The sequence below is a fragment of the Actinomadura viridis genome, assembly GCF_015751755.1.
Classification (GTDB): domain Bacteria; phylum Actinomycetota; class Actinomycetes; order Streptosporangiales; family Streptosporangiaceae; genus Spirillospora; species Spirillospora viridis.
The window spans coordinates 6,188,266-6,212,991 of sequence record NZ_JADOUA010000001.1 but is presented as its reverse complement, the minus strand read 5'-3'; the positions used below and the strand labels follow the sequence as shown (position 1 = coordinate 6,212,991).

The 24,726-nt window shown below is 75.1% G+C and carries 18 protein-coding genes; 11 read left to right on the top strand and 7 right to left on the bottom strand.

The window, feature by feature from the left end:
- The first annotated feature begins 106 nt into the window (after positions 1 to 106).
- Genes IW256_RS28100 through IW256_RS28085 form a run of 4 tightly spaced genes read left to right on the top strand, consistent with a single transcriptional unit; the run spans position 107 to position 8,394 of the window.
- On the top strand, positions 107 to 1,006 hold the full coding sequence (locus IW256_RS28100; protein WP_197013809.1) for an SAM-dependent methyltransferase: 900 nt from the start codon (positions 107 to 109) through the stop codon (positions 1,004 to 1,006).
- On the top strand, positions 999 to 1,871 hold the full coding sequence (locus tag IW256_RS28095) for an NAD(P)-binding domain-containing protein (protein ID WP_197013808.1): 873 nt from the start codon (positions 999 to 1,001) through the stop codon (positions 1,869 to 1,871). Before IW256_RS28100 ends, IW256_RS28095 begins: the two co-directional genes overlap by 8 nt.
- A complete protein-coding gene (locus IW256_RS28090; RefSeq protein ID WP_197013807.1) occupies positions 1,868 to 3,844 on the top strand; it encodes a non-ribosomal peptide synthetase in 1,977 nt (658 codons plus the stop codon). The genes IW256_RS28095 and IW256_RS28090 overlap by 4 nt, the downstream gene beginning before the upstream one ends.
- Positions 3,841 to 8,394, top strand: coding sequence for a type I polyketide synthase (locus IW256_RS28085; protein ID WP_197013806.1), 4,554 nt, complete (start codon positions 3,841 to 3,843; stop codon positions 8,392 to 8,394). The genes IW256_RS28090 and IW256_RS28085 overlap by 4 nt, the downstream gene beginning before the upstream one ends.
- A 65-nt stretch (positions 8,395 to 8,459) precedes the next feature.
- Here IW256_RS28085 and IW256_RS28080 read toward each other — a convergent pair whose 3' ends face one another.
- From IW256_RS28080 to IW256_RS42855, 7 genes are all read right to left on the bottom strand, one after another.
- Positions 8,460 to 9,314 carry a shikimate dehydrogenase gene (locus IW256_RS28080; protein ID WP_197013805.1) on the bottom strand — a complete coding sequence of 285 codons (855 nt, stop codon included), beginning with the start codon at positions 9,312 to 9,314 and terminating at the stop codon, positions 8,460 to 8,462.
- Positions 9,311 to 9,763, bottom strand: a complete 453-nt coding sequence (aroQ, locus tag IW256_RS28075; RefSeq protein ID WP_197013804.1) for a type II 3-dehydroquinate dehydratase — start codon at positions 9,761 to 9,763, stop codon at positions 9,311 to 9,313. Before aroQ ends, IW256_RS28080 begins: the two co-directional genes overlap by 4 nt.
- 72 nt (positions 9,764 to 9,835) lie before the next feature.
- Positions 9,836 to 10,642, bottom strand: a complete 807-nt coding sequence (locus tag IW256_RS28070) for an N-acyl homoserine lactonase family protein (protein WP_197013803.1) — start codon at positions 10,640 to 10,642, stop codon at positions 9,836 to 9,838.
- The gene (locus tag IW256_RS28065) at positions 10,639 to 12,015 is read right to left on the bottom strand and encodes an MFS transporter (protein ID WP_197013802.1); all 1,377 of its coding nucleotides are present in this window, start codon (positions 12,013 to 12,015) and stop codon (positions 10,639 to 10,641) included. Before IW256_RS28065 ends, IW256_RS28070 begins: the two co-directional genes overlap by 4 nt.
- A gap of 173 nt (positions 12,016 to 12,188) precedes the next feature.
- Positions 12,189 to 13,037 (bottom strand): citryl-CoA lyase, encoded by an 849-nt coding sequence (locus IW256_RS28060; RefSeq protein WP_197013801.1) that lies wholly within the window; start codon positions 13,035 to 13,037, stop codon positions 12,189 to 12,191.
- Between the two features lie 11 nt (positions 13,038 to 13,048).
- Complete coding sequence (locus tag IW256_RS28055; protein WP_197013800.1) at positions 13,049 to 14,245, bottom strand: CaiB/BaiF CoA transferase family protein; 1,197 nt, start codon at positions 14,243 to 14,245, stop codon at positions 13,049 to 13,051.
- Between the two features lie 66 nt (positions 14,246 to 14,311).
- Entirely contained in the window at positions 14,312 to 15,103 is a 792-nt protein-coding gene (locus tag IW256_RS42855) for an IclR family transcriptional regulator (RefSeq protein ID WP_197013799.1), read from the bottom strand.
- Between the two features lie 339 nt (positions 15,104 to 15,442).
- Here IW256_RS42855 and IW256_RS28045 point away from each other — a divergent pair, with 339 nt between their 5' ends.
- The 7 genes from IW256_RS28045 to IW256_RS28015 all read left to right on the top strand — a co-directional run bounded on the left by IW256_RS28045 (position 15,443) and on the right by IW256_RS28015 (position 24,643).
- Entirely contained in the window at positions 15,443 to 16,936 is a 1,494-nt protein-coding gene (locus IW256_RS28045; protein ID WP_307829145.1) for an aldehyde dehydrogenase family protein, read from the top strand.
- Positions 16,933 to 17,931: a zinc-dependent alcohol dehydrogenase gene (locus IW256_RS28040; RefSeq protein ID WP_197013797.1), complete on the top strand. Its 999-nt coding sequence runs from the start codon at positions 16,933 to 16,935 to the stop codon at positions 17,929 to 17,931. The genes IW256_RS28045 and IW256_RS28040 overlap by 4 nt, the downstream gene beginning before the upstream one ends.
- Positions 17,928 to 19,742 carry a thiamine pyrophosphate-binding protein gene (locus tag IW256_RS28035; protein WP_197013796.1) on the top strand — a complete coding sequence of 605 codons (1,815 nt, stop codon included), beginning with the start codon at positions 17,928 to 17,930 and terminating at the stop codon, positions 19,740 to 19,742. The genes IW256_RS28040 and IW256_RS28035 overlap by 4 nt, the downstream gene beginning before the upstream one ends.
- 123 nt (positions 19,743 to 19,865) lie before the next feature.
- Positions 19,866 to 21,023 carry an ABC transporter substrate-binding protein gene (locus tag IW256_RS28030; RefSeq protein ID WP_197013795.1) on the top strand — a complete coding sequence of 386 codons (1,158 nt, stop codon included), beginning with the start codon at positions 19,866 to 19,868 and terminating at the stop codon, positions 21,021 to 21,023.
- A gap of 82 nt (positions 21,024 to 21,105) precedes the next feature.
- Positions 21,106 to 21,975 carry a branched-chain amino acid ABC transporter permease gene (locus IW256_RS28025; protein ID WP_197013794.1) on the top strand — a complete coding sequence of 290 codons (870 nt, stop codon included), beginning with the start codon at positions 21,106 to 21,108 and terminating at the stop codon, positions 21,973 to 21,975.
- Positions 21,972 to 23,834 carry a branched-chain amino acid ABC transporter ATP-binding protein/permease gene (locus tag IW256_RS28020; protein ID WP_197013793.1) on the top strand — a complete coding sequence of 621 codons (1,863 nt, stop codon included), beginning with the start codon at positions 21,972 to 21,974 and terminating at the stop codon, positions 23,832 to 23,834. Before IW256_RS28025 ends, IW256_RS28020 begins: the two co-directional genes overlap by 4 nt.
- Positions 23,831 to 24,643, top strand: a complete 813-nt coding sequence (locus IW256_RS28015) for an ABC transporter ATP-binding protein (RefSeq protein ID WP_197013792.1) — start codon at positions 23,831 to 23,833, stop codon at positions 24,641 to 24,643. Before IW256_RS28020 ends, IW256_RS28015 begins: the two co-directional genes overlap by 4 nt.
- The last annotated feature ends 83 nt before the right edge of the window (positions 24,644 to 24,726 follow it).

Genomic DNA, 24,726 nt, shown 5'->3' with positions numbered 1-24,726 from the left:
GCCCGTACCGCCGGTACCGCATTCCCCGCACCACCCGCGGCATCGCATCGCCCGCGCCGCATCGCCCGGGCGCGTTCACCGCTGCCCGCTTCCTCCCGGAGACTTCATGAGCAGAACCATCCGACACCCCGCGGCCCTCGGCGACCCCGCCGTTCCCCTCCCGGCCACGGCCGGGGACGCCTACGGCCACCTCGCCCCGCTGATCTCGCGCTACTGGGGCCCCGACATGCACTACGGGCTGTGGGACGGCCCGGACGACGACGCGCCCTTTCCCGTCGCCACCGAACGCCTGACCGCCATGGTGATCGAACGGCTCGGGGTCACCCGCGCCGACCGCGTCCTGGACGTGGGCTGCGGGAACGGCCGCCCGGCCGCCGAGATCGCCCGCCGGTACGAGGCGCGGGTGGTGGGCGTCGACATCGACCCGGCCGCGCTCGCCCGCGCCCGCGAGCACGCCCACGCGCGGGGCGTCGGCCACCGCGTGATGTTCCTGGCCTGCGGCGGCCCCGCGGTGCCGTTCGCCGACGGCGCCTTCCAGGCGGCGCTGGCCTTCGAGAGCACGCCCCATTTCGACCTCGGGCCGCTGTTCGCCGAGCTGTCCCGGGTCCTGGCCCCGGGCGGGCGGCTGGTGGTCGAGACGCCCTGCCTGGCCGGGCGGGGCCGCCCCGATCCGGCGGTGGACGCCTACCTGCGCATGCTGGGCGGGCGGTCGCTGGAGACGGTCGAGACCCACCGGCGGCACGCCCGCCGGCACGGGCTCTCCCTGGTCGACGCGGAGGACATCACCGGCCGGGTCGCGCCGTCGTTCCACCGGCTGGCCGCCGTGCTGCGCGCGCACCGCGACGAGCTCGCCGGGCGGTACGGCCCCGGCCGCGCCGACGCGCTGCTCGGGATCTTCGACGCCTGGGCCGCCGCGCGGGGCGTCCAGGCGTCGATCATGACGTTCGCCAAGACCGGGGGCGGGCACGCCTGCCGGCCCGGCGCCCGGGGAGGCGGCCGTGGCTGACGTCGCCGTCCTGGGAACGGGCCGGATGGGCGCGCACGTCGTCCGCGCCCTGCGCCAGGCGGGGCTGAGCGTCGCGGTGTGGAACCGCACCGCCGGACGCGCCGCCGCGCTGGAGTGCGCACAGGTCACCGCGCACCCGACCGCCGCCGGCGCGGTACGGGCGGCGCCGGTGGTGCTGACCTGCCTGCTCGACTACGCCGCCACCCGGCGGGTCCTCGACACGGCCGCGGAGGAGCTGCCCGGCCGGCTCCTGGTGCAGACGAGCTGCGGGCTGCCGGAGGAGGCCGAGGCCGCCGGGGCCCGCGCCGAGGCGATGGGAGCGCGGTACCTGGAGGCGGTCCTGCTGTGCTACCCCCCGGAGCTGGGCACCTCCCGCGCGCACGTCCCGTACGCCGGGCCCCGGCGGCTGTACGACGACGCGGCGGCCGTCACCGGCGCGCTGGGCGGCGGCGTGCACCTGGGCGAGGACCTGCGGCTGGTCAACGCCTACTACGCGGCGGGCTGCGCCTTCTACTACGCGGTGGTCGGCGGCGCGCTCGCCGCGGCAGGGCTGGGCGCCGCCACGGGGCTGGGGCCCGAGCCGCTGGAACGGGCCCTGGCCGGGCGGCTCGGGAGCCTCGCCGAGACCGTCCGCGAATGCCTCGCGCGCGTCTCCGCGCGTTCGTACGCGGTCGGCCACACCTCGCTGCGCGTCCATCACGAGGCCCTGGGGCAGCTGGCCGACCTGGCCGGACGCTGCGGCGTGGACGGCGGGTTCCTGGAGGCCCTGCACGGCCGCGTCGGCGAGGCCATCGCCCTGGGACACGACGGCGACCACATCTCCGTCCTCGCCGAGCGGCCGGGCGGCCGGGGAGAGGGCCGGTGACCGGGCAGGCGCCCCACGGCACCGCCTACGCGCTCTTCGAGGAGCAGGCACGCCGCCGCCCCGGCGCCCTGGCGCTGGACGGGGACGGCGCCCGGCTCCGTTACGCCGAGGTCGCCGAGCGCGCCGAACGGTACGCGGCGCTGCTGCGCGCCCACGGCGCCGGGCCCGAGACCGTGGTCGGGGTGGATCTGCGCGACCGGCTCGACACCGTCCTCTGCGTCCTGGGCGTCTGGCGGGCCGGGGCGGCCTTCGTGGCGGCGGGCCCCCGGCTGCCGCCGCGGCGCCGGGAACTCGTCCTGCGCGAGACCGCGGCGCCCATCGTCGTGACCGACGATCCGGCCGCGCTGAACGGCTCCGCCGCGCTGAACGGCTCCGCCGCCACGCTCCTGCCACCCGTCCCCGCGCGCCTCCCCGCCCGCCCGGCCCCGGACGTTCCGCGTCCGCCGGAGCGCCCGCCCGCGATACCCGCGTCGGGCGGCGACCTCGCCTACGTCTGCTACACCTCCGGCTCCACCGGCCTCCCCAAGGGCGCCCTGATCGAGCAGGCCGGGGTCGTCAACCTCACGCTCGGGCTGCGCGAGGTGTTCGGCGACATGAGCGGGGCCCGGGTCCTGCAGTTCGCGCCGCTCACCTTCGACGTCTGGATCTGGGAGCTGGCGATCAGCCTGCTCGCCGGCGCGACGCTGGTCCTGCCGCCGTCCGGCGGCGCCGGGGGCGGGGCGGCCGGGGACGGGCCGGCGGGGGAGGAGCTGGCGGCCGTGCTGCGCGACCGGCGCGTCACCTGCTTCTCCGCCGCGCCCTCCCTGCTCGCGGGCCTGCCGGAGGATCTCCCGCCCGGCCTGACCACGCTGGTGTCGGGCGGCGAGCCGCTCCCGCCCGAGCTGGTCCGGCGCTGGGGGCGGCGGGTGCGCCTGATCAACGCCTACGGGCCGACGGAGACGACCGTGTGCGCGACCGCCGGTGTCTGCGTCCCCGGCGAAGGGGCGGAGCCGCCGGGCATCGGCCGTCCCCTGCGCGGCGTCGAGGTCCGCCTCCTGGGGCCGGACGGCGACCCCGTGCCCGACGGGGAGCGCGGCGAGGTGTGCGTCGCCGGACCCCAGGTCGCGCGCGGCTACCTCGGCCGCCCGGAGCTGACCGCGCGCGCCTTCGGCACGTCGTCGCCCGCCGCCTTCCCGGCGAGCCCGCCGGGCGCCCGCGTGTACCGCACCGGCGACCTGGCGCGGTGGGCGCCCGACGGCACCCTGCGGTTCGCCGGGCGGCTCGACCGGCAGATCAAGCTGCGCGGTTTCCGGATCGAGCCCGGCGAGGTCGAGGAGGCCCTGCGCGCCCACCCCAATGTCGCCGTCGCCGCCGTGACCGCCGTGGGGGAGGGCCGGGCGCACCGCAGGCTGGCCGCCTACCTCCAGCTCCGTCCCGGCTCCGCCCTCACCGTCGAACGGCTGCGCGCGTTCCTGCGTCCCCGGCTGCCCGCCCACATGATCCCGTCCCTGGTGCACGTCGTGGACCGGCTCCCGCTGAACGGGCACGGCAAGGTCGACCACGCCCGGCTGCCCGCGCTCCCGCGTTCGCGCCCGCCGCTCGCGCACCCGCCGGTGGCGCCGTCCGGCGGGTACGAGCCCGCCCTCGCCGCGCTGTGGGAGGACCTGCTCATGGTCGAGGGCATCGGCGCCACCGACGGGTTCTTCGAGCTGGGCGGGACCTCGATCGACCTGCTGACGCTGCGTTCCCGGATCGAGGAGCGGTGGAGCGTCAGGCCGAGCGTGGCCGACCTGGCCCGCGCGCACAACGTGCGGCTGCTCGACCGGCTGCTGGCCCGGCTGCTCGACCGGCGGCGCGCCCCCGCGAGCCCGGACCCGGACCCCGCCCCGGCGCCTTCGCGGCGGGAACGGGCCGGGGCGGTGCGGCTCCTCCGCGACCGACACGACCTACACGACCGACGCGACGACCCGCGACCCCAGGGGGGACTGCCGTGACCCTGCCGACCCGCCGCGACACCGCAGACACCGAAGGCACCGAAGGCACCGAAGGCGCCGGGGACATCGACGATCTGGACATCGCCGTGGTGGGCCTGGCCTGCCGTTTCCCGGGCGCGCCCGACGCCGAGGCGTACTGGGACGTCATCCGGACCGGCACGGAGACGATCACCCGGCTGACGCCCGCCCGGATGCGGGCCGCGGGCGCGAGCGAACGGCGGCTGGCGGCACCCGGCCTGGTCCCCGCCGCCGGCCTCATCGACGGCGGCACCCTGTTCGACGCCGCGTTCTTCGGCCACCCGGCGCGCGAGGCGGCCGAGATGGACCCCCAGCAGCGCATGTTCCTGGAGTCCTGCCGGCACGCGCTCGACGACGCCGGGTACGACGCGGGCGGCTTCCCGGGGAGGATCGGCGTGTACGCGGGGCAGACCGTCGGGACGCACCGGCCCCGTTCCCTGGACGCCTTCCTGGGCACGGCCGGCGACCTGCTGATGGCCGCCGACGACAAGGACTTCCTCACCACCCGGGTCGCCTACAAGCTCGGTCTCACCGGACCGGCCGTCACGGTGCAGACCGCCTGCTCCACCTCGCTGGTCGCCGTCCACATGGCCTGCCAGGCGCTGAACACGCTGGACTGCGACCTGGCCCTGGCCGGAGGGGTGTCCTGGAGCCCGCTGCGCGGGCAGGGGTACCTGCACCAGCCGGGCGGCGTGTGGTCGGCGGACGGCCACATGCGTCCCTTCGACCGGGACGCGTCGGGGTTCGTCGCCTCCGACGGCCTGGGCGTGGTCGCGCTGCGCCGGCTCGCCGACGCCCGCGCGGGCGGCGACCGCGTCTACGCCGTGGTCAAGGGCGGCGCGATCAACAACGACGGCGCGGACAAGCCGAGCTTCGCCGCGCCGGGCGTGCCGGGGCAGGTCCGCGTGATCACCGCGGCGCTGCGGGCCGCCTCCGTCGACCCCGCCGGCATCGGCTACGTCGAAGCGCACGGGAGCGCGACCGCCGTGGGCGACGCCATCGAGGTCGCCGCGCTGAACGAGGCGTACCGGGCGGCGGGCGCCACGGGCTCCGGCGGCTGCGCGCTGGGGTCGGTGAAGGCCAACATCGGGCACGCCGACGCCGCCGCGGGCGTCGCCGGTTTCATCAAGGCGGCGCTGATGCTGTACCACGGCCGCCTCGCCCCGCCGGTCAACCTGCGGAACCCCAACCCGGCGCTCGACCTGGACGGGAGCCCGTTCACCCTCGCCTACACGCCGGGCGACTGGCCCCGCCGCGCCGGGCAGCCCCGCCGCGCCGCCGTCAGCGCCTTCGGCATCGGCGGGACGAACGCGCACGTGGTCCTCCAGGAGCCTCCGGAGCCCCCGGCCACCACCGCCCCGTCCCGGCCGTGGCAGCTGCTGTGCCTGTCGGCCCGCGACGAGCCCGCGCTGGGCGCCACCGCGGCGATGGCGGCCGACCGCCTGCGCGACCACGCCGGCACGAGCCCGGCCGGGAAAGCCGGACCGGCCGGATCGTCCGGACCGGCGGGCACGAGCCCGGCCGACACGAGGCTGGCCGACATCGCCCACACGCTCACGGACGGCCGCCGGCACTTCCCCCACCGCCTCGCCGGTGTCTTCACCGACCTCTCCCAGGCCGCCGGCGCGCTCGGGCGTTCGCGGGTCGCGCCGCCCCTCGTCCAGGGGGACGCCGCCCGGCCACCGGGCGAGATCGTGTTCATGTTCCCGGGAGGCGGCAGCCAGCATCCCGGCATGGGCCACGGCCTCGCCGGCGCCTTCCCCGCCTACCGGGACGCGCTGGACGAGGGGCTGGGCCTGCTGGACGAGCCGTTGCGGCGGACGGTCCGGACGCTGCTCACGCCTTCCACCGGCCGCCCCCCGCATCCGCCCGGTTCAGAGGACGAGGCCATGGAGGACCCGGCCGCCGCGCTGCCGGCCGTGTTCCTGGCACAGGTCGCGATGGCCCGGCAGCTGATGGACCTCGGGCTGCGCCCGACCGTCCTGCTGGGGCACAGCCTGGGCGAGTACGCCGCCGCGCACCTCGCCGGGGTCTTCACCCTCGGCGACGCGCTGAAGATCGTCACCGAACGGGCACGGCTGCTGGCCGCGATCCCCGGTGGCGCGATGCTGAGCGTCCCGGCCACGCCCGCCGAGCTGCTCCCGCTGCTCGGCGACGCGGGCCTGGCCGCGGTCAACGGCCCGGCGTCCTGCGTGGTGACCGGCCCCGTGGACGACATCGAGCGCATCGAACGGCGGATGGACGAGCGCGGCGTCGCCTGCCGGAGGCTGCCCCTGGCCACCGCGGCGCATTCCCCGCTGGTCGACGGCCTCCTGCCCGGCTTCCGCGAGTTCCTCGACCGGATCGACCTGTCCCCGCCGGTCATGCCCGTCATCTCCCCGCTGTACGGCAGGGCGGTGACCGCGCGGATCGCCGACCGCGAGTACTGGGTGCGGCACCTGCGGGAGACCGTCCAGTTCGCCGGCGCGCTCGACCACGCGTTCACCCTGGAACGTCCCGCTCTCGTCGACCTCGGCCCCGGCACGGCACTGGCCGCGCTCGCACGCGCGCACGAGCGGAGGGAACGCGCCCACACGGTGGTCGCGGCGGCACGGCATCCGAGCGACGAACGCCCCGACGCCCAGGTGTTCCTGGAGGCCGCCGGTGCGCTGTGGGCCGGAGGCGCCGACGTCGACCCGTCCGTACTCCACCGGGGAGAGCGGCGGGCGCGCCTGCCCGTGGTCCGCTACCCCTTCGCGCGGACCGACCACCCCGTGCCCGGGGCCGCGTCACCGCAGGCCACGCCGCTGGAGACCGCACCGGACACCGCACCGGAGACCGCGGAGGAGGCACGCCTCTACGCGGTGGCGTGGAAGCGCGCGCAGACCCCTCCGGGCACGGCGCCGGCCGACACCGCCCGCCACGCCTGGGTCGTGCTCTCGGACGGCTCCGCCCTCGCCGGTGCCGTGACGGCCGGGCTCCGCGAACGCGGCGCCGAGCCGGTCGTGGTCGTGCCCGAGGGGGCGGGAACGCCCGGGGACGCGGGTCACCACCGTGCCGATCACCCTTGTGCCGATCACCACCGTGCCGATCCCCGGGATCCCGGCTGGTTCCGTGCGGCCCTCGCCGGCAGGGACGCGGGCGCGAACGGGACCGGGGCCGGGCGGCCCGTCCGGGTCGTCGATCTGTGGTGCGCGCGGCCGTCCGGCGGTGCCGCCCCGCTCGACGACATCCTCGGCATCGCCCGCGGCGCCGACGGCCTGCCCGGCGTCGAGGTGCTCCTGGTCACCCGCCAGACCTACGACGTACTCGGCACCGAGACGGTCGAACCCCACGGCGCCCTCGCCACGGGCGCGGGGTACGCGGTCGGCGTGGAGAACCCGTCCGTGCGCGTCCGGACCCTCGACCTGCACCGCCCCGGCGACGCCGCGGAGGAGGCCGCGCGCGTCCTCGCCGAGTTCGCCGTGCCCGCGTCCGGCGCGCCGATCGCGCTGCGCGGCGCCTACCGGTGGGAACGCGTCTTCGCGCCGTACGCCGCGACCGCCGCCGTGCCGGGCGCCGCGGCCGCCGCCGAAAGCGGACCGGACGGCGCGCACGTCATCGTCGGCGGTACGGGCGGCGTCGGCCGCCTCCTGGCGGAGCACCTGGTGAACCGGCACCGGGCGCGCGTCGTGGTCGCCGGGCGCGGCTGCGCCGACGGCCGTCCCGCCCCCGGCCTGTGGACCCGGCGCGCGGACGTCACCGACGAGGAGGGGATGACCGCCCTCCTCCAGGAGGCGGAACGGCTCCACGGGCGGGTGCGCTGCGTCGTGCACGCGGCCGGGACCCCCGGCGGCGGCCTGGCCGCGATGCTCGGCCGCGCCGAGGCGGAGGAGGCGCTGCGCGCCAAGGTCACCGGGGCCCTGGCCCTCACCCGCGCCGTCCAGGCCGCCGGGGTGCGGGTCGGCCAGGTCGTCTACTTCTCCTCCCTCGCGGCCTTCACCGGCGCTGCGGGGCTCAGCGGGTACGGCGCCGCCAACGCCTGGCTCGACGCGTACGCCGTCCGCTCCACCCGCGAGCTGGGCGTCCCGGCGGTGTCGGTCGGGTGGGACCGGTGGCGGGGCGTGGGCATGGCCGCCGCCGTCGAGGAGCGGCACCGCGCGCTCTCCGGGCACGACCTGGCCGGCGGCCTGGACGCCGCCGCGGCGCTCGCCGCGTTCGACCGCGTCCTCGCGGACCGGATCACGGGCCAGGTCGTCGTGAGCGCGGGCCCGCCGGGACGGGTACCGGTCCCCTCGGCCCCGCCCCTTCCGGGAGGCCGCCCCGGTGGCCGGGGGCCGCGCGGCGACCTGGAGGAGAGGCTGGCCGGGGTCTGGAAGGACGTGCTGGGCGTCGGGGAGATCGGCGTCGAGGACGACTTCTTCGGCCTCGGCGGGCATTCGGTCATGGCGCTCCAGCTCGCCGGGCGCTGCCGGGACCGGCTCGGGCTCGACGTCACCGCACCGATGATCTTCAAGGAGCGGACCATCGCCGGGCTCGCCGGGCGGCTGAGGTCCCGCGACTCCGGGAGCTGACCGCCCCGCGTCCCCGGCCTGCCGCGGGGCGCCCCTCGGCCGCCCACGCTGCTTGCGGGGGCGGGTCAGGCGGCGATGAGGTCGGCGAGGTGGGCGAGCATCCGTTCGGGGTCGGGCTCCAGGCCGGTGAAGAGGCGGAAGGCGTGCGCGGCCTGGAAGACGACCATCCCGCCGCCGTCCAGGGTGCGGCAGCCCAGGTCGCGGGCGCGGTCGAGCAGCTCGGTCCGCATCGGGCGGTAGACGACGTCGGCCACCCACAGGCCGGGGCGGAGCAGCCCGGCGGGTACCGGCAGCCCGGGATGGGCCACCATGCCGGTCGGCGTCGCGTTCACCAGGCCGTCCGCCCGGCGGAGGGCGGCGGGCAGGTCCGCGGTGGTGGCGGCGCTCGCCCGCTCCGCCCCGAACCGGCTCGCCAGCTCGGCGGCCAGCGCGCCGGCGCGGGCGGCCCGGCTGTCGATGACGGTCAGGTGGTCGGCGCCGAGCGTGAGCAGCGCGTGCGCGACGGCCGCGCCCGCCCCGCCCGCGCCGACCTGGACGACCCGGTGGGCGGCCGCGTCCGGCAGGCCGCGGGCGAAGGACTCGGCGAACCCCGTCCAGTCGGTGTTGTGGCCGATCGCCCTGTCCCCGTCGAAGGTCACCGTGTTCACCGCGCCCAGCCGGGCCGCGTCCGGGGACAGGTCGTCCAGGTGCTCGATGACCGTCTGCTTGCACGGGTGGGTGATGTTGAGGCCGGTGTAGCCGAGCCGCCGGGCGGTACGGACCAGGTCGCCCGCGGCGGCGGCGTCCAGGCCGAGGCCGTCGATGTCGATGATCCTGTAGAGGTAGCGCAGGCCGTGGTGGCCGGCCTCGCGCTCGTGCAGGGCGGGGCTGAGGGAGGTGCCGATCCCGGCGCCGATCAGCCCGATCAGATGCGCGGTCATCCCCGGCCGCCCGCGCCGATCAGCCGGGCCAGGTGGAGCAGGCCCAGCTCGTAGCCCTGCGCGCCGGCGCCGCAGATGACGGCGTCGCTGACCTCGGCCGTGAACGAGCGGTGCCGGAACGCCTCGCGCCGGTGGACGTTGGTGAGGTGCACCTCGACGACCGGGACGCCGGCGGCGGCGAGCGCGTCGCGCAGCGCGATCGAGGTGTGGGAGTACCCGGCCGGGTTGAGGAGGATCCCGCCGCCGCTCCCGCGCGCCTCGTGCACGGCGTCCACCAGCACACCCTCGTGGTTGCTCTGGCGGAAGTCGGCGCGCAGGCCCTGCTCGGCGGCGACGGCGCGGCACCTGGCCTCGATCTCGGCCAGGGTGACGCCGCCGTAGGTCTCCGGCTCCCGGTGGCCCAGCAGGTTGAGATTGGGGCCGTTGAGGATGAGGACGGGGGGCTGCATCGGTCTCCTGTACTAACCGGTTCGTTAAAAAGGAGGCTACACCCCGGGCTCGCGCCCGGGGTGCGGCGGTGGTCAGGCGATCAGGGCGACGCGGCCCTCGAAGGACGGCGACGGCGCGGGGAAGCGGTCCAGCACCTCGGGATCGTGTCCCGCCACGACCAGGTCCGGGCCGCCGGACAGTTCCCTGATCCGGTCGAAGGCGCCGTACATCCCGGTCATGCTGTGCAGGATCGGGAACGGCCGGTCCTCTTCGAGGTTCTCGTAGAAGTGGCCGGCGTCGGAGGCCAGGACCACGTCGCCGCGGGCGGTCCGGACCCGGACCACCTGCATCCCGGCGGTGTGCCCGCCGACCAGGTGGACGCTCAGTCCCGGTACGACCTCGGCGTCACCGTCCACGAGCAGCATCCGCCCCTGGTCGCGGGCCGCGATGAGCCCGGCGACGTCGTCCTCGTCGACCAGCCAGCGTTCCCGCTCGACGCGCCGTGCCCAGGGTCCGGTCCAGTAGTCCAGCTCGGACCGCTGGAGGACGTACCGGGCCTGGTCGAAGGCGCGGGCCGTGCCGGTGTGGTCGTAGTGGAGGTGGGTCAGCACGACGTGGTCGACCGCGCCGGCCGCCACCCCCAGCTCGGCCAGGATCGCGACCGGCGAGGCGTCGTGCTCGATCCCGGCGAGCCGGGCGGCGCGCTCGGCGTCGATGCCGGTGTCGACGACGACCGTGTGCCGGCCGGAGATCGCCAGCCAGACGTAGTAGGCGGTCGGATGCGGCTCGTCCCACCTCTCGTCGTAGCCGTGGAAGTGCTGTCCCCGCCTGCCGTCGCGCCGGGCGTAGCGGATCGCGTAGACCCGGAACGTCCCGGACGACTCGTTCGCGCCGGTCATGCCCGGCCCGAGACCTGTCCCGCCGGGACGGCCGGGGGCGCCGGGGCCGGGCCGCGCAGGCCCAGGTCCTCGGTGGGAACGCGGTGGGTCTCCCGGCCGGTGGCCACGGCGGCCACGTTGACCAGGCACAGCACCGCGGTGATGATCGAGACGCCCAGCCAGGCGTCCTTGCCCGACCCCGCGACGGCGCCGGCGATGCTGGGCGCGAACCCGGCGATCGCGAAGCCGATCTGGGTGCCGATCGCGGTGCCCGACAGCCGGACCCGGGCGCTGAACATCTCCCCGTAGAAGGACGGCCAGACGCCGCTGGTGGCGCTGTGCACGACGCCGAACATGAGGATGCCGAAGAGGAAGATCAGCGCGTAGCTGCCGATGGAGATCGACCAGAGGTAGGCGAACATCAGGACCGCGCAGCCCAGCGACCCGCCGATGAACACCGGCTTGCGCCCGACCCGGTCCGACAGCCGGGCCCAGAGCGGGATCGCGATCAGGGCGGCGACGTTGGCGAGGACGCCCACCCACAGCATCGGCGTGCGGTCCAGGTCGATGGTGTTGACCGCGTACGAGAGCGCGTAGACGGTGAAGATCGTGCTGACCGAGGCGATGACGGCGGCGACCATGACCCGCAGCACGTCCGCCCAGTGGTCGCGGAACAGGACCGCCAGCGGCAGCTGGGCCACCGCGCCCTGCGACGCCTCCTGCTCGAAGACCGGCGTCTCCTCCAGCGTCCGCCGGATGACGAACGCGACCACCATGACCAGCGCGCTCAGCCAGAACGGGATGCGCCAGCCCCAGGCCAGCATCTGGTCCTCGGGCATGACCGCGATCGGCAGGAAGATCGCGGTGGCCAGGATCTGGCCGGCCTGGGTGCCGTTGAGGGTGAAGCTGGTGTAGTACGCGCGCCGGTGCGCCGGGGCGTGCTCCAGGGTCATCGAGTTCGCGCCGGCCTGCTCGCCGCCCGCGGAGAACCCCTGCATCAGCCGCAGGGTCACCAGCAGGACGGGGGCGAGCAGGCCCACCTGGTCGTAGGTGGGGAGGCAGCCGACCAGGAAGGTGGCGCCGCCCATGAGCATGACGGTGAAGACCAGCACCTTCTTGCGGCCGAACCGGTCGCCGACGTGGCCGAGGACGAACGCCCCGACCGGGCGCGCCAGGTAGCCGACGCCGAACGTGGCCAGGGCCAGGAGCGTCCCGGCCGCCGGGTCGGAGTCGGGGAAGAAGATCTTCCCGAAGACCAGGGCCGCGGCGGTGCCGTAGATGAAGAAGTCGTAGTACTCCAGCGCGCTGCCGACCCAGGCGGCCAGCGCCGCCTTGCGCGGCTGGCCCTCGGTGGCCGGCGGGCCCGACGAAGGGGCGGAGTCGTGGTCGCTCACGTGTGGCTCCAGGGTAAGCGGGGTGGGGGAATGGCTCGGTCGCCGGGGCGCCCCGTTGTGACGAACTAGATAGTTAATTACCTCGGTAGCCACGTATCGTGGTGGTGCCCGGCGTCACATGTCAAGAGCCGGGCACCACCCGATCCTGGAGATGACCTCTTCGTTCGCCCTCGTCAGGCCAGGTGCGCGGGGAGGACGGAGCGCGGGATGGGCCCCTTGTTGCGGCGGCCCTGCCCGGATTCCTCCCAGGCGTGCGCGAGGATCCCGACGCTGCGGCTGAGGACGAACAGGCCGCGCGCCAGGGGGGCCGGGAACCCCAGCTCGGCGTAGATGATCGCGGTGGCGCCGTCGATGTTCATCGGGACGGGACGCGAGCGCCCGGCGGCGAGGAGGTCCTCCACCGCGCGCCCGGCGCGGAGGTGGTCGCCGGGGACGACGCCGTCCGCGGCGGCCCGTTCCACCAGGGACAGGAGCGGGTCGCGGCGCGGGTCCACGGGGTGGAACCGGTGCCCGAAGCCGGGAACGTAGCGCGGCCCCCGGGCGACGGCCCTCGCGGCGGCCGTCTCCAGCGCGGTGCCCGCGGCCTCCTCCCGGAGGATCTCGTCCAGGAGGACGACGCACTGCTCCCCGGCGCCCCCGTGGGAGTCGCCGAGGGTGTTGACGGCGCTGGCCACGGCGCCGTTGAGCCCGATGCCGCAGGTGGCGGCCATGCGGGCGACGGCGATCGAGGGGGCCTGCGGGCCGTGGTCGACGGCGGCGACCAGGGCCGCCTCCAGCAGTTCCGCCTGGCGGGCCGTGGGCAGGTCGCCGCGGAGCATCAGCCAGATCATCGAGGTGAGCCCGACGCGGCCGATGAGGTCCTGGACGGGACGCCCGCGCAGCTCGATCACGCCGGGCTCCATGCGGGAGACGGCGGTGGCCCACCATCCGGCGACGGCGCCCGTGGGGTCGACCTCGTCCGGGGGAGGACCGTCCGGTGAGGCACCGCCGGCGGGACGGCCGTTCGCGGGACTGTCGCTCATGGGGACCTCCTTCACGAGGTGACGGCGCCTTCGGCGGCGGCGTTCCAGCGCGACGTGAGGGCGTGGCGCTCGCCGTTCTGCTCGCCGAGCAACGGGGGAGGGGTGGCCGGCCGCAGGGGCTCGCCGTCGTGGAGGACCCCGCTGCCCGCCACCCGCAGCACCCGGCCGGACCCGTCGGGGAAGGGCAGCTCGGTGAAGAACCCGCGATGCCTGAGCTGGTCCAGCTCGACCACCTGCGGCACGCTGGTGACGCGGGCCGCCGGGACCCCGGCGGCGCCCAGGACCTCCTCCCACTCCCGCGCGGTACGGCGCCGCAGGGAGGCGTTGAGCTCGCGGTCCAGCTCGGCGCGGTGCAGCTTGCGGGCCTCCCGGTCCGCGAAACGGGGGTCGCCGAGCAGGTCGCGGCGTCCGAGGATGTCGCAGAGGGTCTCGAACTGCCGCTGCCGGTTGGCCGCGATGTTCAGCGGGCCGTCGGCGGCGTCGAAGGTCCCCGACGGCGCGGCGGTGGCGTTCTGGTTGCCCATGGGCTCGGGCGGCACCCCGCTCACCATGTAGTTGGAGACGGCCCAGCCCATCGCCGACACCGCGGCCTCCAGCATGGAGACGTCCAGGAAGGTGCCCTCGCCGGTGACCGAACGGCCGGCGAGCGCGGCGCAGATGTGCAGGGCGGCGGCCAGGCCGCCCACGGTGTCGCAGACGGGGAAGCCGACCCGCAGCGGCGCGGCCTCCCGCGTCCCGGTCACGCTCATCATCCCCGACAGGCCCTGGATGATCTGGTCGTAGGCGGGGGCCTGGCTCATCGGGCCGGTCTGCCCGAAACCGGAGATCGCGCAGTACACCAGGCCGGGGTTGAGCTCCCGCAGGCGGGGCCAGCCGAAGCCGAGCCGGTCCAGCACCCCGGCGCGGAAGTTCTCCAGCAGCACGTCGGCGCCGCGGACCATGTCCTCCAGGGCGGCGCGGCCGGCGGGGTCCTTGAGGTCGATCTCGACCGACTTCTTGCCGGCGTTCTGGGCCAGGAACGAGGCGCCGATCCCGGCGCGGTTGAGGTCGGGGTCGGGGCCCAGCTGCCGGGCCAGGTCGCCCTGGCCGGGCACCTCGACCTTGACGACCTCGGCGCCGAGCAGCATCAGCTGGTAGCTGCAGTACGGGCCGGCCAGCACGTTGGTCAGGTCCAGGACCCGGACGCCGTCGAGCGGTCGCTTGTGCATGCGCTTGCTCCTCCTGTCGCGCGCCCGAAGCCGGCGGGCACGCGTGGTCGCGTGATCGGACCCCGATCAGTGCGCGGGACCGAGTGGGTGGTCGAAGCCGCGTTCGGACATCTCGGCGGCCACCTGCCGCAGGTCCGCGGCGAACCGTTCGACCTGGTCGTCGGGGAAGCGCACGGTGGGACCGCTGAGCGACAGCGCGGCCACCACCTTCCCGGAACGGCCCAGGACCGGGACGGCGACGGCGGACAGCCCGTCCTCGCGCTCGCCGTGGCTGACCGCCCAGCCCCGGTGCGCCGCCTCGTCGATCCATTCGCGCAGGCGCTTGACGTGGCCCTCGCCGTACGGGGAGGCGACGGCGATCCGGGTCAGGAGGCTGTCGGGGGCGTCGCGCAGCAGGGCCTTGGACGAGGCGCCGGCCCACAGCGGCAGCTCGTCGCCCACGTGCACGACGTGCCGCAGCGGCTGCGGGCTCTCCTGCTGGGCCACGCAGACCCGGTAGATGTCGCGGAGCATGTAGAGGTTCACCGTCTCGCGCCTGCGCGCGCCCAGGTCCCGCATCATCTTGCGGGTCTCGGGGGGCAGCTCCCAGCTGCTGCGGGCCAGGTGCGCCCACCGCCACAGGCCCGGTCCGGGCAGGTAGCCGTTGGGCGCGGCCCACAGCAGGCCGTTCTGCTCCAGGGTCTGGACGAGCCGGATCACGGTCGTCTTGGCCAGCCCGGTGGCGGCGACGATGTCGCGGATCGTCACGACCGGCCGCTCCTCGCTGAGCAGCGACATGATGTCCACGGCTCGCTGCACGCTGCGCACGCCCTGGGCGTCGGCCGGCGACTCGGCTCCGGGCTTCTTCGCTGGACTCACTGGCGTTCGGTCTCCCCGATGTCAGGACTCGGTCGGTTGCGTGGTCCGTACGTTACATGCAGTCCGCATAGCGGTCTAGTTGGACCGTCAGCCGGTCTTTCGCGGAGCGAATCCGCTGCGAAATCCCCGCCGCCGGGGGCTTCCCCTTGTGGGCCACCTCGCCTATAACTAACTCACCGGTTCGAACATTGGGACGCGTCCCGCGGCCCGTCTCCCATCGTTCCCCGGCCGGAAGTTCTGGCGCTCCGGCTCTTGTCAGGGTCCCCGGGAGGACCGTACCTTGACCCGAAGTCCGTATAGCGGCACAAGAAGACCGCTAAGCGGTCCAGGAGGATTGTGATGCCAGAACCGATGCCCGCCGCCGGATCCGGGGGGAGTCCCGGAGAGGACGTGGTGCAGGCGGCGGCGCTCGTGAGCGGCCGGTGGATCACCGATGGTCCGCAGAGTGAACGGATCGGACCATATTCGCGGCGCGTGGTGAGCCGCGCGCCCGCGGCCGGCCCGGACGAGATCGCCGCCGCCCGCGCCCACGCCCGCGACTCCGCGGGAGCCGTGGCGGCGCTGGCCCCGGCCGTCCGGGCGGAGATCCTGGAACGGGCGTCGGCCGCCGCCGCGGAACGGCGCGAGGACCTCGCCCGCCTGCTCGCCCTGGAGCTGGGCAAACCGGTCAGGGACGGGCGCGGGGAGATCGACCGGGTCGCCGACACCTTCGCGATCTGCGCGGCCGAGGCCCGCCGGATCGGCGGCGAGACGCTCCCGGTGGCGGGCTGGGACCGGGGGATCGGCGACACCGCCTTCACCTACCGGGCCCCGGCCGGCGTGGCCCTGGCGATCACCCCTTTCAACGCCCCCGCCAACCTGCTCGCGCACAAGCTGGGCGCCTCGTTCGCCGCCGGGAACACCACGATCGTCAAGGCCCCGCCGCAGGCCCCCGCGGTCTCCACCGCCGTCGTGTCCCTGCTGGCCGACGCCGGGATGCCGCTCGAAGCGGTGCAGCTGCTGCACGGGGACGGCGGCGTCGGCGCCGCGCTGTGCGCCGCCGGCGAGGTCGCCGTCATCAGCTTCACCGGCAGCGCGGCGACCGGGGCGGCGGTGGCGCGGGCGGCCGGCGCCAAGCGGCTGGTCCTGGAACTGGGCGGGAACGCCGCCACGATCGTCTGCGACGACGCCGACATCGCCGCCGCCGCCCGCGTCTGCGCCCGCACCGGGTACACCAACTCCGGGCAGAGCTGCATCTCGGTGCAGCGCGTGTACGTCCACCGCTCCAAGTACGAGGAGTTCCTCGGCCTGTTCACCGGTGAGGTCGCGGCGCTGAAGGTCGGCGACCCGCTCGACCCCGTCACCGACGTCGGGTCGATGGTCGACGAGGAGGCCGCCGAACGGGTCGTCCGGTGGAGCGCCGAGGCCGCCGCCGCCGGAGCCCGCGTCGTCCTCGGCGGCGAGCGCGACGGCGCCACCGCCGCCCCCACCATCGTGGCCGGGCCGCCCGACGACGCCGCGGTCGTCGCCGAGGAGGTGTTCGGCGCGCTGGTCGCGGTGCTGCCCTTCGACGACCTCGGCGAGGCGATCGCCCGGTGCAACGCGGGCCGGTACGGGCTCCAGGCCGGCCTGTTCACCCGCGACATGGAACGGATCGTCACGGCCTGGCGGGACCTGCGGGTCGGCGGGCTGGTGGTCAACGGCTCCTCCAACCACCGGCTCGACCACGTGCCCTTCGGCGGGGTCAAGGACTCGGGGTTCGGGCGCGAGTCCCCCGCCTGCATGATCGACGACTACACCGTCGTCAAGACGCTGATCCTCCGCGGCGTCTCCCTGTGGGGAGGGCGCGGATGAGGGCGGTCGCGCTGGTCGCGCCGGAGACCGTGGCGGTCCTGGACGACCGGCCCGAACCGGCCGCCGGCCCCGGCGAGGTGATCGTCGCGGTGCACGGGGTCGGCCTGTGCGGTTCGGACCTGGCCGTCGTCTCCGGCCGCCGCGCCGTGCCCGCCCTCCCCTGGGTGCTCGGCCACGAGGCGTTCGGCGTGGTCGTCGCCGCCGGGCCGGGCGTCACCGGCCGGCCCCCCGGCCGCCGCGTGGTGATCGAGCCCAACTACCCGTGCCTGGAGTGCCGCACCTGCCGGTCCGGCGGCACCGCCGGATGCCGCCGGCGCCGCGCCGCCGGCATCACCGAGCCCGGCCTGCTGGCCGAACGGGTCGCCGTCCCCGCCCGGTTCGCCTGGCCCGTCCCCGAGGAGTGGGACGACACCGACGTGGTGTGCGTCGAGCCGTTCAGCGTCGCGCTCAACGCCGTCCGCATGAGCGGCCTGCGGCCCGGCGCCGCCTGCCTGGTCGTGGGCGCCGGCGCGCAGGGGCTCCTGGTGACCCTGGCCGTCCTGCACGCCGGGGGAGCGCCGCACGTGATCGAGCCGCACGAGGGGCGCAGGGCCCTCGCGCTGGAAATGGGCGCGCACGACGCCATGGCCGACCCGGGCCGCACGTTCCCGGCGGTGATCGAGACCTCCGGCGTCCCCGAGGCGTTCGAACGGGCCCTGGACCGCGTCGCGCCCGGCGGGACGCTGATCGCGGTCGGGCAGAGCGCCGTCCCGGCCCGGGTGCCCACCTTCACCCTGGTGCAGCGGCGGCTGACCGTCCGCGGCTGCCTCATCTACGACCACCCCGCCGGATTCGAGCACACCCTCGCCACGCTCGCCGGCCACGACCTGCGCCCGGGCCGGGTCCTGCGCGAGCGCTTCGAGCTCGCCGAGGCGCCCGCGGCGTTCGCGCGCGCCGCCGGCGTCGCCGGCAAGACCTGGATCAGCCTGCCCCGCAACGAGGAGATGGCCTCATGACCGTCGACACCCACCCGCACGGCGCCGGGACCGCCGGCGACGCCACGGAGGTGACCGCCGCCGAGGCGCTCGTCCGCCAGCTGGAGTCCTACGGCGTCGAGTACGTCTTCGGCACCTGCGGCCACACCAACATCGCGCTGCTGGACGCGCTGGGCCGCAGCCCGATCACCTTCGTCATCGCCCGTCACGAGCAGGCCGCCGCGCACGCCGCCGACGGCTACGCCCGCGCGTCCGGCCGCCCCGGCGTCGTGCTGCTGCACGTCGGCCCCGGGATGATGAACGCCGTCACCGGAGTGGCCACCGCCGCGCTGGACTCGGTGCCGCTGATCGCGATCTCCGGGGACGTGCCCTCCTACTACCACGGCCGGCACCCGCACCAGGAGGTGAACCTCCACGCCGACGCCGACCAGACCGCGATCTACCGGCCCTTCGTCAAGCGGGCCTGGCACGTGCGGCGCCCCGAGGACCTGGCCCGGTTCACCGAGCGGGCGTTCTGGACGGCGACCAGCGGCCGGCCCGGCGCGGTGCTGGTCAACGTGCCGATGGACCTGTTCTCCCGGCCGGTGCGCTACGAGGACCGCCCGCTCCCGGCGACCACGTCCGCGCCCGGCCTGCCCGAGCCGGTCGCCGAACGGATCGCGGCGGCGCTGGCCGGCGCCCGGCAGCCGCTGATCTACCTCGGCGGCGGGCTGCGCGAGGGGACCGGACGCGCCGCGCTGCTGTCGCTGGCCGAGCACCTGGACATCCCGATCGCGCACTCGCTGATGGGCAAGGGCGCCGTCCCCGACGACCACCCGCTGCTGCTGGGCATGCCGGGCTTCTGGGGGCTGCGGACCACCAACGACTACGCCCGCACCGCCGACGTCGTGCTGGCGCTGGCCACCCGGTTCGCCGAGACCGACGCCAGCTCCTGGGACCCCCGGTTCACCTGGGACCTCGGCCCGCGGGAGGGCCAGGGCCGGCTGATCCAGATCGACATCGACCCCGCCGAGATCGGCCGCAACTACCCGGTGGAGATCGGCGCGGTCGCCGACGTGACCTCCGCGGTCGAGGCGATCGGCGCCGCCGTGCGCGGCCTGCGTCCCGACCCGGTGACCCGTCCGGGCCTGCGCGAGCGGATCCGGGCTGCCCGCGCCGAGCTGTTCGCCGGCAGCCGCGACCGGGGCCGGTCCGCCGACCTCCCGCTGCGGCCGGAGCGGATCCTGCGGGACCTGCGCGACGCCCTGCCGCCCGACGCGGTCCTGGTCACCGACGTCGGCTGGAACAAGAACGGCGTCGCCCAGTGCTACGAGCTGCCGGCCGAGGGCCGGTTCATCACCCCCGGCGGCGCGTCCACGATGGGCTTCGGGCCCGCCGCCGCGATCGGCGTCCAGATCGCCTGGCCGGACCGCGTGGTCCTCGCCCTCATCGGCGACGGCGGGATGAGCGCCCAGCTCCCCGCCCTCCCGATGGCCGTCGAGCAGGGCCTCCCGGTGATCTTCGTGGTGATGAACAACCGCGCCCACGGCACCATCGCCGACCTCCAGGCGGCCAACTTCGGCGCCAGCCACGGGTGCGAGTTCACCGACCCGGAGGGCCGCCCCTACAGCCCCGACTTCGCCGCGCTCGCCCGGGCCTGCGGCGCCGACGGCCACGAGATCGCCACCCCCGACGCGCTGGCCCCGGCGCTGCGCGCGGCCGTCGCGCGGCGGCGCCCCGCGGTGCTCGACGTGCCCATGGTCAACGAGCCGGTGCCCACACCGGGGCACTGGAACATCAACGACATCTACCAGGGTGTCTTCCCCCGCGGCCACGGCCGCGGGGACCTCTAGGCCGCCGACCGGCGCCCCCGGCGGCGGGCGCGGGCGGGCACGAGCCGTCCCCGCCCGCCCGCACCGTCCCTCCCCGTCCCACCCTCCTTCCACCCCCCGACACCCACCCCCGAGGTGACCTCCATGTTCAGATTCCCCAGGGTCCGTATCCCCGCCCTGGCCGCCGGCGCCCTGGCCCTGTGCCTCACCGCCGCCTGCGCTCCGCCGGGAGAGTCGGAGGACGCCGGCTCCGGCGGCTCCGGACCGATCAAGCTCGCCCTCGTCGACGCGCAGAGCGGGCAGCTGAGCTCGCTCGGCAAGTGGGAGCACAAGGGCGTCAAGCTCGCCGTCGACGAGTGGAACGCCGCCGGCGGCATCAACGGCCGCAAGATCCAGCTCGACGTCTTCGACGACCAGGGCGACCCGACCGTCGGGACCAACATCGCCCGCAAGATCGCCAGCCAGAAGTACATCGCGATGCTCGGCACCGCCGAGAGCGCCGTCACGATCGCGATGGCCCCCATCCTGCGCCAGGCCGAGATCCCCAACATCGCCTCGGGCCAGTCGCCCGGCATGGTCGCCCTCAAGAGCCCCTTCCTCTTCCTGAACGGGCCCACCAGCACCACCTACGACGAGAGCCTCGCCAAGTACCTCGTCGACGACCGGAAGATGAAGAAGATCGCGCTGATCACCAACAACGGCGCGTACGGCAAGGGCGAGCACGACGCGTTCCTCAAGGCGATGGCCGACCGCGGTCTCAAGCCCGTCGCCGACGAGGTCGTCACCATCGACCAGAAGGACTTCAGCGCCCAGCTCACCAAGATCCGGCAGCGCGGCCCCGAGGTGATCTTCCTGGGCGCCGAGGAGGTCGAGTCCGGCCTCATCGTCAAGCAGGCCCGCGACCTGGGCATCCGCGCGCCGTTCGCGGGCGCGGCCCCGCAGGGGACGCCCGTCTTCATCGACACCGCGGGCGCCGCCAACGCCGAGGGCACCATCGTCAGCTCGCCCTACCTCAGCAACGACATCAGCGAGCAGAGCAAGAAGTTCGCCGCCGCGTACAAGGCCGCCTTCAACGAGGAGGCCGAGATGCACGGCGCCAAGGCCTACGACGGCGCCCAGATCATGCTGACCGCGCTGAAGAACAGCGACGTCGCGACCGGCCGGAAGCTGGCCGAGGCGATCCGCGCCGTCCGCTACCAGGGGCTGCTGGGCGACTTCGCCTACGACGGGACGGGCGTCGGCATCCGGGCGACCTCCATCGGGATCATCAAGGGCGGCGCGCTCACCAAGGCCGGCGGCTGACGACCCGGACGATCCGGACGACCCGGACGAACGACGGCGGCCGGACCCGCCTCTCCGGCCGCCCCCGTCCAGAAAGAGAACCATGCAGGTCTTTCTTCAGACACTGATCGGTGGGCTGAGCCTCGGCGCCATCTACGCCCTGGTCGCCATGGGGTTCTCCCTCGTCTACCGCACCATGGGACTGGTCAACTTCGCGCACGCCGACGTCCTCATGATCGGCGCGTACGCGGCGTCCACGTTCTACATGTCGACCAAGCTGCCGTTCGCGGTCGCGATGGCGCTGGCCATCGCCCTGACCGGGCTCATCGGACTGTTCATCGAGCGGGTGCTGCGCCCGCTGGAGAACAAGGACTTCACGCTGATGCTGATCGGCACGATCGGCTTCGGCATGGTGCTGCAGGCGGTGGCCGTCCTCATCTGGGGGGCCACCGGGCACGCCGTGGCCTCCCCGGTCCAGGCCGCCCCGCTGGAGCTGTTCGGGCTGCGGGTCCGCACCTACGACCTGGTCGTGCTGCTCATCGCCGCGGTCGCGGTCGTGCTGCTGGTCGGCTTCCTGCAGCGCACCAAGCGGGGCGCGGCCATGCAGGCGGTCGCGATGGACCACGAGGCGGCCACCGCCGTCGGCATCCACGTCGGCCGCAGCAACGCCATCGCGTTCGCGATCGGCGCCGGCCTGGCCGCGCTGGCCGGCGGGCTGGTCGGCCCGCTGCTGTACGTCAACCCGACGATGGGCGGCACCATCGGCATCAAGGGGTTCGCCGCCGCCATGCTCGGCGGCTGCGGCAACATCCCCGGCGCCATCGTCGGCGGCCTGGCCATCGGGGTCCTGGACTCCTTCGCCGCCGGCCACTTCCAGGGCTACTCCGAGCTGATGGTCTTCCTGCTCTTCACGGTGATCATCATGATCCGGCCGACCGGGCTGTTCGGTGAGATGACGGTGAGCCGCGCATGAACGTCCCACGCCTTCCCCGTCCGCTCGGGCGCCGCGGCACGCCCCGGCTCGGCGGGCTCGTCGCGCTGGCCGCCGCGGCCTGGATCCTGCCCTACCAGCTCGGCGGCTACGCCATCCACGTGGTCAACGTCGCGCTGGTGTTCGCGCTGCTGGCCATCGGGATGGGCCTGGCGATGGGCATCGCCGGGCAGATCAACCTCGCCCAGGTCGCGTTCTTCGGCGTCAGCGCGTACGCGACGGCGATCCTCACCACCCATAGCGGGCTCTCCTTCTGGCTCGCCGCCGCGCTGGCCATGGTGGCCGCCGCGCTGGTCGGGCTGCTGGTCGGCGTCCCGGCCCTGCGCATGCAGTCGCACTACCTGGGGATCGTCACGCTCGGGCTCGCGCTCGGGTTCATCAACTGGACCACCAACGCCGAGGTCGCCGGGGGCGCCGAGGGCATCTCCGGGATCCCCGTGCCGCCGATGTTCGGCATCGACCTGTCCAGCGAGTACCTCTACTACTACCTGGAAGTGGTGGTGTTCGGGCTCGCGCTGGCCTTCGGGCTGTTCGTGGTCCGTACCGGGCTCGGCCGCCGGCTGATGGCGATGCGCGACGACCCGCTGGCCGCGGGCGCGGTCGGCGCGGAGATCCCGCTGCTGCGGATGACCGCGTTCATGCTGTCCAGCCTCTTCGGCGGCATCGCCGGGGTGCTGTACGTGGGCCTCATCCGCTACATCGCGCCCGAGACGTTCAACATCGCCAACATGTTCCTGCTGCTGGCGATGGTCGTGATCGGCGGCCGGCAGAGCCTGGTCGGCTGCGTCGTCGGGGCCGTCGGGCTGACCCTGATCCGCGAGCAGCTGGTGGACTACCCCACCTACGCCCAGCTCGGCTTCGGCGCCGTCGTGGTGATCATGGTGGTGTTCGCCCCGACCGGGCTCGCCGGCGTCCCGGCGCGGGTCCGGGCCGCGGTGGACCGCCGCCGGGGCCGCGCCGCCGACCGCGCCGAGCTGCGGCCGTTCCAGCCGTACGAGGCCGCCGCGCCGGCGGACGCGGAGGCGGCGGCCGGCGCGCCTCCGATGCTGGAGGTCCGCGCGGTCAGCAAGCGGTTCCGGGGGCTCAAGGCGCTCGACGAGGTGTCCCTCACCGTCGGGCGCGGCGAGATCCGCGGCATCGTCGGGCCCAACGGCTCCGGCAAGACCACCCTCTTCAACGTCGTCAGCGGCTTCTACAAGGCCTCCGGCGGCCGGGTGGAGCTGGACGGGCGCGCCGTCTCCGGTGCCCGCCCGTACCGGCTCTCCATGCTCGGCCTGGCCCGCACGTTCCAGAACCTGCGGCTGTTCGGCGAGATGAGCGTCAAGGACAACCTGCTGGTCGCCCTGGACCGCTCGCGCACCGTCGCGATCTGGCGGTACGCGCTGTGGCCGGTGGGGGTCCTGCGGCAGGAGCGCCGGCTGAACGAGCGGGCCGACGCCCTGCTGGAGCGCTTCGGGCTGACCGAGTTCGCCGGGGCGGCCCCCGGCTCGCTGCCGTACGGAATCCAGCGCCGCATCGAGATCGCCCGCGCGATGGCCGGCTCGCCCCGCCTGCTGCTGCTGGACGAGCCCGCGGCCGGGCTCAACGGCGAGGAGGTGCGGCAGCTCGCCGAGATCGTGCGGTCCATCCGCGACAGCGGCGTCACCGTCGTGCTGATCGAGCACAACATGGGCCTGGTGATGTCGCTGTGCGAGCGGGTGACCGTCCTGGCGGGCGGCACCGTCATCGCCGAGGGCACGCCGGACGACGTGGTCGGCGACCCCGCGGTGATCGAGGCGTACCTCGGGGACTCGGCCATGGCCGAGATGCCCCTCCCGACGACCACGGAGGTGAGCTCGTGAACGAGGGCGGCACCAAGACCGGCGACCAGGCCGGCGACCGGACCGGCGACCGCGCCGGCGGCACCGGGACCGGCGGCACCGGGACCGCCCCGGCCGGCGAGACCCTGACGGTGGAGGACCTGTCGGTCCATTACGGAGGGGTCTGCGCGGTCAGGTCGATCTCGTTCACCGTGGCGCCCGGCCAGTCGGTCGGCATCATCGGCGCCAACGGGGCCGGGAAGACCTCCACGCTCAAGGCGCTGATGGGCCTGGTGCCCCGCAGCGGGGGCCGGGTCCGCTACGGCGGCACCGACCTCGCCAAGGTGAAGGCGCGCGACGTGGTCAGGCGGGGCATCGGCTACGTGCCGGAGGGACGGCACGTCTTCCCCGGGCTGCCGGTGGAGAAGAACCTCATGCTCGGCGCGTACGCCCGTTCCTGGCGCGATCCCGGGACCAGGGAGACCCTGGAAGAGGTCTACGACCTCTTCCCGGTGCTCAGGGAGATGCGGGGCCGGCTGGCGGGCGCGCTGTCGGGCGGACAGCAGCAGATGCTGGCGGTCGGCCGGGCGCTGATGGCCAGGCCGCGGCTGCTCCTGCTGGACGAGCCGTCCATGGGCCTGTCGCCCAAGCTCGTCGAGGACATCCTGGCCGTGCTGCTGCGGCTGCGCGAGGAGGGGCTGAGCCTGCTGCTGGTCGAGCAGAACGCCAAGCTGACGTTCGAGGCCACCGGCGACTGCGTCGTGATGGAGAACGGTGAGGTCGCCATGACCGGCACGTCCCGGGAACTGCGCGAGGACGTCCGCGTCCGGCGCATCTACCTGGGGTTGTAGCCGGTGGCGGAGCACCGGGGCACGGCCGGGCGCCGGTGAGGCGTGGCGCACCGGCCGTCCCGGCCGCCCGCGGGACGCGGCCG